The sequence below is a fragment of the Caballeronia arvi genome (assembly GCF_001544695.2).
Taxonomy (GTDB): domain Bacteria; phylum Pseudomonadota; class Gammaproteobacteria; order Burkholderiales; family Burkholderiaceae; genus Caballeronia; species Caballeronia arvi.
Genome location: NZ_FCOM02000042.1, coordinates 1 through 15,611, shown reverse-complemented (window position 1 = coordinate 15,611; position 15,611 = coordinate 1). Strand labels below are relative to the sequence as shown.

The window sequence follows — 15,611 nt, the reverse complement described above, 5'->3', positions numbered from 1 at the left end:
GGCGTGCTCAGGCGCGCGCCGCATGCCGCGCCACGAGCGCGCGGCGCAGCGCCAGATGGCGTTCGAGGCGCGCCGCACGGTCGACGGCGAACGCGACTGCCACCATCACCATCAGCGTTCCGCCGACGACGACCAGCGCGAGCCGCCAGCCGTCTTCCATGAAGAGACCGCCGTACTGCACCGCCGCGACGGCCGCCGGAATGAAAAACAGCAGCATGTCCGACAGCAGCCAGTCGGCGCCGGCCTTCACCCAGCGCGGCGCGACGCCGCCGCAAAACAGCAGCGCGAGCAAAGCAACGAGACCGATCACGCCGCCCGGCACCGGCAACGCCAGCTTGCGCGCGATGAAATCCGCCACGGCCCAGATGCCCGCGAGCGCGGCGGACTGCAGCGCGATGCGCACGAAGCGGCCGAAGGCGGAGGGCGTTGTGGTCGAAAGGGCGGCGGACATGGCGGACTCTCTTGCGTTGAATACGATTGATTAGGGTTATCCCGTAGTCAGAGTATATGGGCGCCCCTTGCATAATAAAAATGACTTAACCTTATTCGAAACATTCCAAACTGGAATTCCGGAGCCGACGATGGAATTGCGCGCCTTGCGGTACTTCATCGAAGTGGTGAAGCAGAAGAGTTTCACCGCCGCCGCCGAACACATGTTCGTGACGCAGCCGACCATCAGCAAGATGGTGAAGGCGCTGGAGGACGAGGTCGGCTCGCCGCTGCTCCTGCGCGAAGGGCGCCAGATGGTGCTGACCGATGCGGGGCAGATCGTGTATCAGCGGGGCGTCGAGGTGCTGGCGGCGCATGCGCGGCTAGAGGCTGAACTGAACGATCTCGGTACCTTCGGGCGCGGCACGCTGACGATCGGCATTCCACCGATGGGCGGTGCGCTCTTCACGCCGGCCATCGCCGCGTTCCGGCAACGCTATCCGAAGGTCGAGCTCAAGCTGTTCGAGCGCGGCTCGAAGGCGATCGAGGCGGCGCTCATCGATGGCGAACTCGAACTAGGCGGCGTACTCCAGCCCGTGAACACCGAAGTCTTCGACGTGCTGCCCGTCAGCCGGCAAGTGCTGTGGCTCGTCGCGCCGAAGGGCTCGCGCTGGGACGAAGCGCGCGAAGTCGCGCTCACCGATCTCGCCGGCGAGCCGTTCGTGTTCTACGGCGAGAGCCTCGCACTGAACGACGTCGTGTTGAACGCATGCCGCGAGGCGGGCTTTGCGCCGACGATCGTCGGCCGCAGCGGGCATTGGGATTTCATGGCGGCGCTCGTGCAGGCGGGCATCGGCATCGCGTTGTTGCCAGCGCCCTATTGCCGCCGCCTCGACGCCGACGCGTTCACGTGCCGTCGCGTCGTCGCGCCCGAGATTCACTGGGACATGGCGCTCGGCTGGCGGCGCAATGGGTATCTGTCGCATGCGGCGCGCGCGTGGATCGAGGTCGCGCGCGAAATGCTGCCCGCGAATCTCGATCAGGATTTCATGGCGGATGGATTCCCGCGCGTACGGCGCGGCGAGCCGGAACCATGATCCGCTGACGCCCAAAACGAAACGCGCCGGCCCGCGATATGCGGGCCGGCGCGTCATTCACCGCAATTTGCGGGCGATTCGCGAATCAGCTCAGTTCCTTGAACTCGATCCGGCGATTCGCCGCGCGGCCCGCGGGCGTCGCGTTGTCGCCGATCGGGTGCGCGTCGCCGAAACCTTCCACCGAGAGCGTGCTCGCCGGCACGCCGTGTTGAATCAGATACGTGCGCACGGCCTCCGCGCGCTTTTTCGAGATATGCAGATTCGCCGCCGCGTTGCCGGTGCTGTCCGTGAAACCGCCGATCTGCAACTTGACCGGCTGGCCCGCCGCGCCGCAGTCCTTCAGCGACTTCGCCGTGGCCGCGAGTTCGGCCAGCGCGGCGCGCGGCACGGTGTTCGACGCAAAGCCAAAATTGATCGGGCGAGCATTCAGTTGCTTCGCGACGTCGGCGGTTGCGCAGGCCGCGCCGGCTTGCGCGTCGGAAGCGGCCAGAGCCCTCGCCGCCGCCGGCGTACTTTCGCTTGCGCCGATCGTCCAGCCGTCACCGAAGAATGCCTTCAGCTTGTCCAGCCAGCCGAGCGTCGCGTCGGCGGCACTGCCGGCGAGATCGATCGTTTCGCCCGCGACGCGCACCTGCGCGCCCGGCAGCGTCATGACCGGCAGCAAGCCGTCGAGCTTCGCGATCCACGCGGCGGGCTTCGTGTCCGGATCGACCGTGATGTTCGCGTGGAACTTGTCGGCGCCGAGCTTCGCCGACAGCGTGTCGATAAGCTGGCGCCGCTCCGCTTCACTGTTGACCGTGGCGGTCAGGGTCGGAACGCCGGATGCGTCGACGACGAAGGACATCGTCGAGTCCTTGCCTGGCAGCGCGACGGGAGCCGATGCCTGATCCGTTGCGACCGATGCCGCATTCGAATCCGCAGCCGCGATGGAAATCGCGTCAGAAGCCACGTCCGGCTTCGCGGCGGGCGCCGCGTCCTGTTCCTGCTTCTCCGTCGAGCAACCGCGTCCGAGCAGAAGCGCGAGCAGCGCGAGCGCGGCGGCGAGCGCAACCCACCACCATTTCTTCCTGCCCGCGCTTTCCTTCACCGGTTGCTCCGGCGCGGCGTGCGTTTCGACCGGCTGCGAGAACGCTGTGGCCTCGTGCGTCGACGGATGCTCGAGATGCGCCGATACCGCTTTCAGCCGCGATGCGACGCCCGCGAGGAACGCGCCGACCGAGCCGAGCCCGAGCGCGTGCGCGAACGAGTCGGTCATGTTCGCGCGCACCACCGGCAACTGATGGCCGAGCAGCGTCGGGAGCTGGGCCGCATGACCGTTGTGCTGCGTGAGATAGCGCTTGAGCATGCCGAAGAGCGTCGCGCCGACCACGCCGCCCAGCGTACGCGTGGCGCTCGTCGCAACGCCCGTATATTCCGAGATGCGCTCGGCGAGCATGTTCAGGCTGTCGTGCGAGGCTATCGCGTGATCGGTTTTCGCGCTGGTGTCGATGAGCGTTCTGAAGCCATCGTCCTGCACGACGAAATGCGGCAATTCGTCCGCGATCTGCGCGTTCGTCGCCGGCGACATGATGGCCGCGAACAGGTTGCGCGTGCCTTCGAGCGAGGACGCCTTGTTCATCATCGCACCGATGAGCGCCGGCCCGCACAGCGAAACTACGCGCCTGGCGGATTCCGGCGCGCAGCCGATGCGCCCGGCGATATGCTGCAGCACGCTTTCTGTCAAAGCGCCCTGTACGAGTTGGTTGAGGTTGATGCTCATTGCGAATGCTTCCCTGTAAGGCGTTTCTGCGTCTGCCGGTAAATAGGCGAGCCGATTATAGGTTCGGCCTTCTGCACGACATTGGGGAGGGAATAACAATCGGATTTGTCTCAGCAAATAGCGCTTTAGGACGGCGCATAAGAAAGACAGGCGCGATTCCGAAAAGAACGCTGCTTCTACACGCCGGAGGCATGCGCGGCCTATGATTCTTGAATTCGAGATGGCGCCCGAATGGCCGATCAGCCTCCAGCCGGCCGTTGCGCCCGCCCGACAGTGACAAATCAGCGCGCCGCCGGTCCGCGCGCGTCAAAAGGAGACCGACGATGTCCGATCCTGCCGATCGCCCGTTCGGGCAGACACACGAAGTCACGAATCAGGCGCCGCCGCTGGTCGGCTATGACGTCTTTGCGTTCGATGCAGCGCTCGCCGCGGCGGTCGGGCGCGAGGGCGCGCAATGGCACGCGGAGGCGCTCTCGCGCGACGGCATGTCGCTCACGCAGCCGGATGTCGTCGCGCTGGCGGATCTCGCCAATCGCCACGAGCCTGAACTCACGACACACGATCCGCGCGGCGCGCGCGTGGACGCGCTGGAGTTTCATCCGGCGTGGCACGAACTGGTGCGGCGTCTGCGTCACGAAGGGCTGCATGCGTTGCCGTTCGAGCCGTCGGCGCGCGCCGGATCGATGGCCGCGCGCTGCGCCGGCTACTTTCTGCACGGGCAGCTCGAATCGGGTTCGCTGTGTCCGATCACGATGACCTTCGCGAGCATTCCGGTCCTGCGCAACGAGCGGGACTTGTTCGCGCGGATCGCGCGTCCGCTGCTATCGCGCGAGCACGACCCGCGCGACATTCCGCTCGAAGCCGGCAAGCATTCGATGATGATCGGCATGGGCATGACCGAAAAACAGGGCGGCTCGGACGTGCGCAGTAACCGCACGCGCGCGCATGCCATCGATGGCGCTGCGCCGGGGCGCGGCGGCGCCTATCGGCTCGTCGGTCACAAGTGGTTCTTCTCCGCGCCGCAATGCGATGCGCATCTGGTGCTCGCGCGCACCGCCGACGAAGGCGGCCTGTCGTGCTTCTACGTGCCGCGCTTCATGCCGGACGGCCGCAAGAACGCGGTCCAGGTCCAGCGGCTGAAGGACAAGCTCGGCAACCGCTCGAACGCGAGCAGCGAAGTGGAGTTTCTCGATGCGTACGGCGTGATGATCGGCGACGAGGGGCGCGGCGTGCCGACCATCATCGAGATGGCGAACTTCACTCGGCTCGATTGCGTGATCGGCAGCGCGGCGCTGATGCGCGCGGCGCTCGTGCAGGCGATTCATCACGCGCGGCATCGCAGCGCGTTCGGCGCGCATCTCGTCGATCAGCCCTTGATGCGCAACGTGCTCGCCGATCTGGCGCTCGAATCCGAAGCGGCGACGGTTCTTTTCATGCGGCTCGCGGGCGCGTTCGAGCAGAGCGCCGCGCCGGACGGAGCGCTGGCCGAACGCGCGTGGCGGCGCATCGTGACGCCCGCCGCGAAGTTCTGGGTCTGCAAGCGCGCGCTCGAGTTCACCGGCGAGGCGATGGAAGTCTGGGGCGGCAACGGCTATGTCGAAACCGGGCCGATGGCGCGTTTCTATCGCGAGGCGCCGGTGAACTCGATCTGGGAAGGCTCGGGCAATGTGATGTGCCTCGACGTGCTGCGCGCATTCGAGCGCGAGCAGGACGCGGCGCACGCGCTGCTCGCCGACTGGAAGACGACGGCCGCCGCGCATCCGGCGCTGGCGGGCGCGTTGTCATCGCTCACGAAGATGCTGACGGATGATCCGGCCGCGCGGGAAGCGTCCGCGCGGCGCATCGCGCAGCAACTGGCGTCGTGCGCGCAGGGCGTGCTGCTGGCGCGGCATGCGCCGCAGGAAGTCGCGGATGCGTTCATCGAAACGCGTCTCGGCGATGCGCGCGGCGAAAGCGGGCGTGTGTACGGGACGCTGCCGGCGCGTTTCGATCATGCGGGGATCGTGACGCGGGCGTTTGCGATTTAGCGAATCTGCCGCCCCGCTTCCCGCAACGGCTCTTCGTTCTCCAGCCGATAAACCCACGACAGCAATTCCGCCACCGCCTGATACAAGGCGGGCGGAATATGCGCGTCGAGATCCACCTGCATCAGCAGCGAGACCATCTCCGGCGACTCGTGCACGTACAGCCCCGCTTCCTTCGCGCGCTGCACGATCATTTCAGCGACCATGCCGTAGCCCTTCGCGACGACGCGCGGCGTCGACTCGCGGTTGCCCGCCTCGTAGGCGAGCGCGGTCGCCTGCTTGCGCGTGTAGAGCGGTTGATCGGCGCTCATGCGTCGCTCCCGTCGCCGTTCGGTGCGCGGAACAAATGCTCGAGCGGCGAGCGCAGCGGTTTCTTCGCGATGGGCTTGTCGCCGGTGCGCGCGAGATCGGTGACGCCGTCCATCGAGCGCACGGAAAGCGACGCCAGCGCGATGCCCGCCGCTTCGAGCTGACGCGCGAACGCTTCGCCATCGGCGGCGAGACGCCGTGCGCCCGAGTCGGCCGCCTTGATGCGCGCGACGAGCTTCTCGCCCGTCAGCACCAGTTCGGCGTCCACCGTGCCGAGCGCTGGCAGCGACAGCGTGATGCGCGTACGCCACGCGCGTTCGTCGGCAGCTTCGTCGGCCGCGGCGCGCGGATCGCGCGGTTCGCGCGCGATTTCCCACTCGAAGCGCGTGCCGGGCCACGCCTCGCCTTGCCATCGAAATTGCTGGTTGGCGAGCACGTCGAGTTGCTGACGCACGACATTGAGCGTCGCCGGATGAATGCCCGCCGCGATCGACGCCTGCAGCGCGGATTCGTGCTGACCCGGCTGCGCGCTTTGCGTGCCCGCGCCACCCGCCGCGTTGCCGCTCTGCGAATTCGACAGCGCCGACGCCGGCGCATCGCGCACCGACGCCGCGAGCGCGGCCGCCTGCTGCGGATTTTGCGGCGTCGCGATGGCGCGCGCGTTTGCATGGAAATCGGGCGGATCGGGGGTGAATGGCGTCGCGCGGGCGTCGTCGAGCCCGGTGTCGCCCGCCGCCGCGCCGCGCGCGAAATCGAGCGGCAAGCTCATCGAACGGGCGTCGGCGCGCGCCTGCGGCTCGTTGCCGAGCGACGCCGCGCTGCGCTGGCCCGCGAGCCATTGCATCAGATGCGCTTCGTAGAAAAGCCCGCTTTCGCCGACGGTCTTCGCCAGCGCGCTCGCCAGCACTGCGGCGGGCAGCGGCGGCAGATTCTGCGTCGCGGCGCGCGCGGCCGCGACGGCGGCGGCGTTGGAAGAGAAAGCGGTATCGAAAAGGCCGGTCGTGAGCGCGGCGAAGGCGCTCGCGGGACGCGGCGGCGTCGGCCAGAGCGGGGCGTCGCCGGTCAAGGCGGGCGCCGCGCCGCCGAAGCGCGAAATCACGTCGAGCGTGCGCGCGACGCTCGAAAGCGCCGTCTGCGCCGATGCAGCCGGCGCCGCAGCACCCGGTGGCGTGCCCACGGACGGCAACATGTCCGTTTGCGTCGCCGTCTGTCCGACGCTCGCGCCGGTCACGCCGCTGCCGCTCACGCCGTCCGGGGCGCGAATCGCGGACATGAGGAGCTCGGTGCGGCTGGCGAGCAGCGTTGCGATCGCGGTGTCGAGTCCAGTCATGCCCACATCCTCAAATGCGCCTGGCCGCGGCCGGGCGCGATCGGGCGGCCTAGCGCAGTCCGATCATTTTTTTCAATACGCGCGCCGGGTTGTTGACCGTGAAGAGCGCGGACAGGCGCGCAAGGCTCGGCGAGCTCAGATCGCGGATCGCTGCGTCGTCGGCGAGAATTTTCTTCACGAGGTCCAGCTTGCGCGCCCGGGCGCTCTCGTCGAGTTCCGAGCCGGAATCCACTTCCTTCAGCTGCTCGATCAACTCGCGGTAGGTGCCTTGCAACGTCTTCAGCTCGCTCCATTCGCCGCCGCGCGCGGCCGTCAGCATCCGGCCGGAAATCGCCGCGATGGCTTCGTAATGGGCGAAATATTCTTGTGTCGTCTTCATTCTTTCGAGGCAGTCGACGCGCATTCCCGTCAAACGGGCGCAGTCGTCATTTGCGCCACTTCCGGTCCAATTCCCACCCAGGCTTCCTCGAGCGTCGCGAGCAGGTTGTCGATCTCCACGAGCATCGACTCGTCCTGTTTCAGGTTCGCCTCGAGCAGCCGGCGCGACATATACGTGTAGAGCGCATCCAGACGCTCGGCGATCTCGCCGCCCGCATCCTTGTTGAGCGCCTGCTGCAATCCGCTCTCGATGATGCTGATGGCCTTGCCGATCGCCGTGCCGCGCGCGCCGATGTTGTTCTGCTGCATGTGCATGCGCGCCTGCGCAATCGCCTGGCGCGCGCCCTGATACAGCATCACGATCAACCGGTGCGGGCTCGCTCCCATCACCCCTGTTTGGACGCCGACGCGTGCGTAGGCGCTGGCTCCAGCGTGTCCTGGGGAATACATCTGTCGGTTCTCCTTGTGCGATGCCGCAGCGTCCGCGGGCTTCATGCCGACGCCGTGCCTCTCGTCCTGATCCGTGTGGGCCCGGTAAAACCGGTGCGGGCGAACCATCGTCCGCCGTGCCGTTACCGGGGTTATCGGAGAATCGCGGAAAAGCTTTAGGGCACAAGGCTCTAGAGGCCGTTCCGGCGATAAAGGGCTGGATCGCGAAAGGAGCCGCGCGTCAGACGGAGATCTGCATGATGTCGTTGTAGGCCGACACGAGCTTGTTGCGCACCTGAAGCCCGAATTGCAGGCCGACGTTCGCCTTCTGCATGTCCACCATCACGTCGTTGAGCGACACGTTCGGCGCACCGATTTCGAACGCGTGCGCCTCGCCGAGCGCCTTGGTCTGGTTGTCGCTGATCTTGTCGATCGACGTTTTCAGCGCATCGGCGAAGCTGCCGGCGCTCGCCGCGCCCGATGTCCCGCTTTGTCCCGCGACGGCGCCCGACGCGACCGTCGAGGCCGCACCGGCGCCGCCGGCGGCTTGCGACGCCATCGAAGTGATTGCCGAGAGCGCGGAGGAAAGCGGATTGATCGGAAAGTTCATGTTGACTCCGGGTGACAGGAAAAAGCCGGCGCCGCTCGTGGCGGAGACCTGATGCTCGGGCCGCGTTGGCGGAGGTTCTCCGAGTACGAAAAATCTTAGCAGCGGGGACTTTTTCAAAGCACCGGAAGAACGGGGAAAACCCCGCTCTATTCACCGAATCGACTTGCAATCTTCTGCGGATAATCCCCATCGTGAAAAGTCCTCTACCGCCGCTTATTAAAAGTCGGGCGGCCGAGAGAGGACGCAAAGATTCGGAGCCTCGACGCTAAATGGAAACGCCCAACAACTCACTGATCACGCCCGACGCCAGAATGGGCCTGGCGGGCGCACAACCCGGCGCAGCCGGTGCGGCCGCCGCGGGCTCGAGCCTCGGTGGCGCAGGCGCCGACTTCGGCGGTTTCGCCCAGCGCGTGCCGGTGCTCAACCAGTTCCGCTCGAACCCGCGCGTGCCGCTGATCATCGCGGCCGCGATTCTGGTGATGGTCGTCGCCGGCCTCGTCATGTGGTCGCGCCAGCCCGACTACCGCGTGCTGTTTTCGAATCTCTCCGACCGGGACGGCGGCGCAATCGTTGCCGCGCTCCAGCAGGGCAACATTCCCTATAAGTTGTCCGACGGCGGCGGCGCCATCCTCGTGCCGTCGGAACAGGTCCACGAAACGCGCCTGCGGCTCGCGAGCCAGGGTCTGCCGAAGAACGGTTCGGTCGGCTTCGAGCTGATGGACAACCAGAAGTTCGGCATCAGCCAGTTCGCCGAGCAGATCAACTATCAGCGCGCGCTCGAAGGCGAGCTGGAGCGCACGATCGGCTCGATTTCGTCGGTGAAGTCGGCGCGCGTGCATCTGGCGATTCCGAAGCCTTCCGTCTTCGTGCGCGACAAGGAACTGCCGACCGCCTCCGTGATGGTCAATCTGTATCCGGGCCGCGTGCTCGACGAAGGCCAGGTCGTCGCGGTCGCGCACATGGTCGCGTCGGGCGTGGCGGACATGCCGGTGAAGAACGTCAATATCGTCGATCAGGACGGCAACCTGTTGACCAGCCAGAGCGCCGCGAACGGCCTCGACGCGTCGCAGCTCAAGTATGTGCAGCAGATCGAGCACAACACGCAAAAGCGCATCGACGCGATCCTCTCGCCGCTCTTCGGCGCCGGCAACGCGCATTCGCAAGTGAGCGCGGACATCGACTTCTCGAAGCTGGAGCAGACCGCAGAGAGCTATGGCCCGAACGCCAATCCGCAGGCGACGGCGATCCGCAGCCAGCAATCAAGCGAATCGAGCGAGTCGACGGGCGGCGGCGCATCGGGCGTGCCGGGCGCGCTGTCGAACCAGCCGCCGCAAGCCGCATCGGCGCCGATCGACGCAGCCGCCTCGGGCGCCGCCGCATCGGTCAAGTCGACGCCGAAGAACGAGCGCAAGGACACGACGACGAACTACGAAGTCGACCGCACCGTGCGTCACTACGAGCAGGCGACGGGCGGCATCAAGCGCCTGTCGGTGGCGGTGGTCGTCAACTACGAGAAGAAGGTCGACGCGAAGGGCAACGTCACGATGACGCCGCTCGCCGCCGACAAGCTCGCGCAGGTCCAGCAACTGGTGAAGGACGCGATGGGCTTCGACGAGAAGCGCGGCGACTCGGTGAACGTCGTGAACAGCGCGTTCTCCGCCGATCTGACCGTGACGCCCGAAGTGCCGTGGTGGCGCACGCCGCAGATGATCGCGTGGGGCATTCAGGCGGCGAAGTACGTGGGCATCGGCATCGTCGCGCTGTTCCTGTACTTCAGCATGGTGAAGCCGGCGATGAAGCGCGCCTTCCCGCCGCCGCCCGAAATCGCGCCGACGCTCGGCGCACCGGACGAACTCTCGATGCTCGACGGCCCTGCGGCCGACGGCGCGAAGAAGGATGACGAAGACAGGGATGCCGAGGTGAGTCTGCTCGGTCATGAAAGCAAGAAAGCCAAATTCGATCGCAATCTCGACTACGCGCGCATGGTGGCGCGTCAGGACGCGAGAATCGTTGCGACGGTCGTGAAGAACTGGGTGTCCGATGAACGCTGAAGGCCTGAACAAAGCCGCTCTCCTCCTGATGTCGATCGGTGAGGAAGAAGCCGCCGAAGTATTCAAGTATCTCGCCCCGCGCGAGGTGCAGAAGATCGGCGCGACGATGGCGGCGCTGAAGAACGTGACGCGCGAGCAACTCGACGACGTGCTGACCGAATTCGTCGATGAAGCCGAGAAGCACACTGCGTTGTCGCTCGATTCGAGCGAATACATCCGCTCGGTGCTGACGAAGGCGCTCGGAGAAACCAAGGCCGGCGCGCTGATCGACCGTATCCTGCAAGGCAGCGACACGAGCGGTATCGAAGGCCTGAAGTGGATGGACTCGGGCGCGGTCGCGGAACTCATCAAGAACGAGCATCCGCAGATCATCGCGACGATTCTCGTGCACCTGGACCGCGATCAGGCATCCGAAATCGTCTCGCTGCTGGCTGAGCGCCTGCGCAACGACGTGCTGCTGCGCATCGCGACGCTCGACGGCATCCAGCCCGCCGCGCTGCGCGAACTCGACGACGTGCTGACGACGCTCCTCTCCGGCAGCGACAACCTGAAGCGCGCGCCGATGGGCGGCATCCGCACGGCGGCCGAAATTCTCAACTTCATGTCGAGCAATCACGAGGAAGGCGTCATCTCGAACGTCCGCGAATACGACGCCGAGCTTGCGCAGAAGATCATCGACCAGATGTTCGTGTTCGAGAACCTGCTCGATCTGGAAGACCGCGCGATCCAGTTGCTGCTGAAGGAAGTGGAGTCGGAAACGCTGATCGTGTCGCTGAAGGGCGCGCAGCCCGCGCTGCGCCAGAAGTTCCTGTCGAACATGTCGCAGCGCGCCGCCGAACTGCTCGCCGAAGACCTCGATTCGCGCGGTCCGGTGCGCGTATCGGAAGTCGAGCAGCAGCAGCGCAAGATTCTGCAGATCGTCCGCAATCTCGCGGAAAACGGTCAGATCCAGCTAGGCGGCAAGGCGGAGGACGCGTATGTCTGACGCCCGCGCGCACAAGGCACAGGCGGCCCCGCTTTCGGCGTATCAGCGCTGGGAGATGGCGTCGTTCGATCCCGTCGAAGTCAAGGCCGACGACGGCGCGGCGGAACAGGCCGCGCTCGAAGCACACCTGCGCCGCGTCGAGGAAGACGCGTATCAGCAAGGGCTCGCGAAGGGTCACGTCGCGGGCCAGGCGCTTGGGTTTCAGGCCGGTTACGAGCAAGGCCAGGCGAAGGGTTTCGACGATGGCCGCAAGGAAGCGCTCGCGCAGGCCGCGCGGCTCGCCGAAATCGCCGATGCGTTCAAGACTGCGTTGCAGGTGGCCGATGCCGCGATCGCGGAATCGCTTGCCGAACTCGCCGTCGATATCGCGCAGCAGGTCGTGCGCCAGCATCTCGCGCTCGATCCGACCGCGCTCGTCGCGGTCGCGCGTGAAGTGATCGCCGCCGAGCCGGCGCTAGCGGGCGAACCGACGCTCGTCGTCAATCCCGCCGACATGCCGATCGTCGATGCGTATCTGAAGGACGAACTCGAAGGCGCTGGCTGGACCGTGCGCCCGGACCCGGTCGTGGAGCGCGGCGGCTGCAAGGCGCACGCGGCGACCGGCGAGATCGACTCGACCAATGTGTCGCGCTGGGAGCGCGTCGTGGCCGCTTTGGGGAGAAACAAGCCGTGGTGAATCAACGGATCACGCAGGATGGCCTCTCCGCGCTCGAACAGGAGTTGGCGCGCGCATCGTTCGGTCCGCTCGCTGTCGACGACGACTTCGACATCGAAGCCGACGAACATGCCGCGCGCACCATCGCCGAACTGGCCGATATCGCGGGCAATCCGCACATCGACATGTGGCGCGACAAGCTCGACGCGCTGCGCTCGCGCAACGCCATCGCGAAGCCGCTGCGTCCGTGCGGGCGTCTGACGCGCGCTGCGGGCCTCGTGCTGGAGGCCGTCGGCCTGAAGCTGGGCGTCGGCTCCGAATGCATGATCGAGCTGCCACCGGGCAGCGCGATTCCGACCGCCGAAGCCGAAGTCGTCGGCTTCTCGGGCGACAAGCTCTTTCTGATGCCGACCACGGAAATGGGCGGCCTGCTGCCCGGCGCGCGCGTCTATCCGCTCGAAAGCGCGCCGATCAACGATCCGATGGCGGGCGCGAAGCGTTTGCCCGTCGGCTGGGAAATGCTCGGCCGCGTGGTCGATGCGTCCGGCCGTCCGCTCGACGGGCTCGGCCCGCTCGGCGCGAAAGTCGATGCGCCGCTGTCCGCGCCGGTCATCAATCCGCTGAACCGCGAGCCGATCCACAAAGTGCTCGATGTCGGCGTGCGCGCGATCAATTCGCTGCTGACGGTCGGACGCGGCCAGCGCATGGGTCTGTTCGCGGGCTCGGGCGTCGGCAAATCGGTGCTGCTGGGAACGATGGCGCGCTACACGAGCGCCGAAGTGATCGTGATCGGGCTGATCGGCGAACGCGGCCGCGAAGTGAAGGAATTCATTGAGCAGATTCTGGGCGAGGACGGTCTCGCGCGCTCGGTGGTCGTAGCAGCCCCGGCGGACGTGTCGCCGGTCTTGCGGATGCAGGCCGCCGCGTACACGACCTCGCTCGCCGAATATTTCCGCGATCAGGGCAAGCACGTCCTGATGCTGATGGATTCGCTGACGCGTTACGCGATGGCGCAGCGCGAGATCGCGCTCGCGATCGGCGAGCCGCCCGCGACGAAGGGTTATCCGCCGTCGGTGTTCGCGAAGCTGCCGGCGCTCGTCGAGCGCACCGGCAACGGCCCGGAAGGCGGCGGTTCGATCACCGCGTTCTACACGGTGCTGACCGAAGGCGACGATCAGCAGGACCCGATCGCCGACTCGGCGCGCGCGATTCTCGACGGCCATATCGTGCTGAACCGCTCGCTGGCCGAGGCGGGGCACTATCCGGCCATCGACATCGAACAGTCGATCAGCCGCGCGATGACCGCGCTCATCGACGACAAGCATCTGGAGCGCGTGCGTCTTTTCAAGCAGATGCTGTCGCGCTATCAGCGCAACAAGGATCTGATCAACGTGGGCGCGTATTCGAGCGGCCGCGATGCGCTGCTCGATCGTGCGATCGCGCTGTATCCGCGCATGGAAGCGTTTTTGCAGCAGGGGTTTCGCGAGCAGGCGCCGTTCGATCCGAGCATCGCGATGCTGGATCAGCTGTTCGAATAATTTTCTACTAGTATCCGAAGTATTCGTCACAAGAAAACACAAAGACCATACGGGACCGCCACGCCATGTCCAAGAATCTGCCGATCAACACGCTCATCGAACTTGCCGAAGAGGAGCTCGACGCTGCTACGAAAAAACTCGGCAAGCTCCAGCAGGAACGCAACGAGATCGAAACGCAGCTGAATTCGCTGGTGACGTATCGCGACGAGTATCACGCGCGGTTCACGGCATCGGCGCAACAGGGCACGACTGCGCAGACGCTGCGCAACTTTCAGGCGTTCGTCGACACGCTCGACAACGCCATCGCGCAGCAGCGCACGGCGCTGGTCATGGCGGATCAACGCATCGAGGCGGCCAAGCCCGACTGGCGTCTCAAGAAACAGAAGCTCGGCAGCTACGAAGTGCTGGCTGCGCGTGGCGAGGCGATGCTCGCGAAGAAGGCCGCGCGTGTCGAGCAGCGCGACGCCGACGAGCACGCCGCGAAGGTGCTGCGCATGCGCGCCGAGCGCGCGTCGTCGTAATCCAATCTATTTATCGAGTCTAGAGGCCGTCCATGTCCTCCGTATCACTTCTCGGCGCGCTTTCCGGCGCGGCGTCGTCTTCCCAGGCCGCAAGCAAACGTGCGGCGAGCGCGGGCGCATCGTTCGGCATGACGCTGCAAGGCATCACCGACAGGGCCAATGCCGACGCACAGGCCGCGCAGGCGCTGGCGGATTCATCGACGGACAAGTCGAGCGTCCACGACGCACCGAAGCCGGATGACAGCGCGTCCGTTGCGTCTTCGAGCGATGACACGCAGGACGCGTCGAAGTCCGGGCAGGCTGACGCGCCGAAAGAGGCATCGAAGAATACCGACAAGACGCAGACGGCGGACGCATCGAAGCCTTCGCCGTCGCAATCGGCCGGTTCGTCCGCCGATGCCGCCGCCGCAGCGCAGGCGAAAGCGCGCGCGGACGCGGCGAATGCGGCGAATGTCGATGATCCCGACACTACGCTCGACGATCTTGCCGACGCCGCCGCTGCGGTAACCACGAGCGCTTCGACCGATGACGTCAAATCGACGGGCGAAACGCACAAGTCCGGCGAAGCGAAATCGCCGCAGGACGCACTGCAGGCCGCGCTTGCGGCGCTGAACAACGCGCAGCCCAATCCGGCACCTGTGAACGGTGCGGTGACGACGGCGCGCGAGGGCGTGAAGGATGATGAAGAAGGCGGTCTGTTCGCCAAGGGCGGAAAGGGCGCGGGCCTGATCGCGCTTGCTGCGAACACGAAGGTCGATGGCAAGACTGCCGACGCTGCCGCGCTCGCCGCCGCCCAGGCCGTGGCGACGACGCCGGCGGACGCCGCGACCGCCGCTTACAAACAAGCCGCCGATGCGGCTGCGCATGCGGTGGCGATTCAGTCGGCATCAGCGAATGCGGCGGTGTCGAGTCCGCAGGGCGCGATGGCATCGGCGACGAGCGCGGCGATTGCGCCGCATGTGGGTTCGTCCGGCTGGGACGATGCGTTCAGTCAGAAGGTCGTGTTTCTGTCGAAGGCGGATCAGCAGAGTGCTGAACTGACTTTGAATCCGAAGGATCTCGGGCCGTTGCAGGTGACGTTGCAGGTTTCGGAGAATCACGCGCACGCGTTGTTCGTGTCGCAGCATCAGCAGGTGCGTGAGGCGGTCGAGGCTGCGATGCCGAAACTGCGTGAGGCGATGGAGGCTAATGGCATTAGCCTTGGGAGTGCTTCTGTTTCGGATGGGTCGGCGTTTGGGCGGCAGTCGGGGCAGCAACAGGGCGAGAGTGGCCGTTCTGCGGGCGGCGGCTCGCGGGGCGTTGGTGGTATTGGCGGGGGTGATTCTGTCGGTTCTGCCAGCGTGAGTGTGCCCGTGCGGCGCACGGTGGGCTTGGTCGATACGTTTGCTTGATTTTTTCGCCGGATCCCGTATTCGTGTGGGTTTATTAGCACTGCCCCTGTGCGGGGCGGCACCTACTTTCTTTGCTGCTGCAAAGAAAGTAGGCAAAGAAAGCAG

Annotated in this window: 15 protein-coding genes; 8 read left to right on the top strand and 7 right to left on the bottom strand. The window is 66.1% G+C overall.

Annotation, left to right across the window (positions count from 1 at the left end; translation table 11 throughout):
* Nucleotides 1-7 precede the first annotated feature (7 nt).
* A complete protein-coding gene (locus AWB74_RS31405; RefSeq protein ID WP_061150521.1) occupies nt 8-451 on the bottom strand; it encodes a CidA/LrgA family protein in 444 nt (147 codons plus the stop codon).
* Between the two features lie 130 nt (nt 452-581).
* Between AWB74_RS31405 and AWB74_RS31400 the strand changes: the two genes are divergently transcribed.
* Nucleotides 582-1,526 (top strand): LysR family transcriptional regulator, encoded by a 945-nt coding sequence (locus AWB74_RS31400; RefSeq protein WP_061150520.1) that lies wholly within the window; start codon nt 582-584, stop codon nt 1,524-1,526.
* Nucleotides 1,527-1,611: 85 nt separating this feature from the next.
* On the opposite strand, the gene AWB74_RS31395 is transcribed toward AWB74_RS31400, so the two are convergent.
* Nucleotides 1,612-3,285, bottom strand: a complete 1,674-nt coding sequence (locus AWB74_RS31395; protein WP_061150519.1) for an OmpA family protein — start codon at nt 3,283-3,285, stop codon at nt 1,612-1,614.
* Nucleotides 3,286-3,608: 323 nt separating this feature from the next.
* On the opposite strand from AWB74_RS31395, the gene AWB74_RS31390 reads away from it, so the two are divergent.
* Nucleotides 3,609-5,312 carry an isovaleryl-CoA dehydrogenase gene (locus AWB74_RS31390; RefSeq protein ID WP_061150518.1) on the top strand — a complete coding sequence of 568 codons (1,704 nt, stop codon included), beginning with the start codon at nt 3,609-3,611 and terminating at the stop codon, nt 5,310-5,312.
* Here the strand turns inward: AWB74_RS31390 and AWB74_RS31385 are convergent.
* The 5 genes from AWB74_RS31385 to fliE form a co-directional block, all read right to left on the bottom strand.
* Entirely contained in the window at nt 5,309-5,620 is a 312-nt protein-coding gene (locus tag AWB74_RS31385) for an EscU/YscU/HrcU family type III secretion system export apparatus switch protein (RefSeq protein ID WP_061126562.1), read from the bottom strand. The genes AWB74_RS31390 and AWB74_RS31385 overlap by 4 nt on opposite strands.
* Complete coding sequence (gene fliK / locus AWB74_RS31380) at nt 5,617-6,948, bottom strand: flagellar hook-length control protein FliK (RefSeq protein ID WP_061150517.1); 1,332 nt, start codon at nt 6,946-6,948, stop codon at nt 5,617-5,619. The genes AWB74_RS31385 and fliK overlap by 4 nt, the downstream gene beginning before the upstream one ends.
* A gap of 49 nt (nt 6,949-6,997) precedes the next feature.
* On the bottom strand, nt 6,998-7,327 hold the full coding sequence (locus tag AWB74_RS31375) for a flagellar protein FliT (RefSeq protein WP_061150565.1): 330 nt from the start codon (nt 7,325-7,327) through the stop codon (nt 6,998-7,000).
* A gap of 29 nt (nt 7,328-7,356) precedes the next feature.
* Nucleotides 7,357-7,776, bottom strand: a complete 420-nt coding sequence (gene fliS / locus AWB74_RS31370; RefSeq protein WP_061150564.1) for a flagellar export chaperone FliS — start codon at nt 7,774-7,776, stop codon at nt 7,357-7,359.
* A gap of 220 nt (nt 7,777-7,996) precedes the next feature.
* The gene (gene fliE / locus AWB74_RS31365) at nt 7,997-8,365 is read right to left on the bottom strand and encodes a flagellar hook-basal body complex protein FliE (protein ID WP_061150516.1); all 369 of its coding nucleotides are present in this window, start codon (nt 8,363-8,365) and stop codon (nt 7,997-7,999) included.
* Nucleotides 8,366-8,634: 269 nt separating this feature from the next.
* Here fliE and fliF point away from each other — a divergent pair, with 269 nt between their 5' ends.
* The 6 genes from fliF to AWB74_RS31335 all read left to right on the top strand — a co-directional run bounded on the left by fliF (nt 8,635) and on the right by AWB74_RS31335 (nt 15,506).
* Nucleotides 8,635-10,416 carry a flagellar basal-body MS-ring/collar protein FliF gene (fliF, locus tag AWB74_RS31360; RefSeq protein ID WP_061150515.1) on the top strand — a complete coding sequence of 594 codons (1,782 nt, stop codon included), beginning with the start codon at nt 8,635-8,637 and terminating at the stop codon, nt 10,414-10,416.
* Nucleotides 10,406-11,401: a flagellar motor switch protein FliG gene (gene fliG / locus AWB74_RS31355; RefSeq protein ID WP_061150514.1), complete on the top strand. Its 996-nt coding sequence runs from the start codon at nt 10,406-10,408 to the stop codon at nt 11,399-11,401. Before fliF ends, fliG begins: the two co-directional genes overlap by 11 nt.
* Nucleotides 11,394-12,077, top strand: a complete 684-nt coding sequence (gene fliH / locus AWB74_RS31350) for a flagellar assembly protein FliH (RefSeq protein WP_061150513.1) — start codon at nt 11,394-11,396, stop codon at nt 12,075-12,077. Before fliG ends, fliH begins: the two co-directional genes overlap by 8 nt.
* A complete protein-coding gene (fliI, locus tag AWB74_RS31345) occupies nt 12,071-13,594 on the top strand; it encodes a flagellar protein export ATPase FliI (protein WP_061150512.1) in 1,524 nt (507 codons plus the stop codon). Before fliH ends, fliI begins: the two co-directional genes overlap by 7 nt.
* Nucleotides 13,595-13,659: 65 nt before the next feature.
* On the top strand, nt 13,660-14,115 hold the full coding sequence (gene fliJ, locus AWB74_RS31340; RefSeq protein WP_061150511.1) for a flagellar export protein FliJ: 456 nt from the start codon (nt 13,660-13,662) through the stop codon (nt 14,113-14,115).
* A gap of 32 nt (nt 14,116-14,147) precedes the next feature.
* Nucleotides 14,148-15,506, top strand: a complete 1,359-nt coding sequence (locus AWB74_RS31335) for a flagellar hook-length control protein FliK (protein WP_061150510.1) — start codon at nt 14,148-14,150, stop codon at nt 15,504-15,506.
* Nucleotides 15,507-15,611 lie beyond the last annotated feature (105 nt).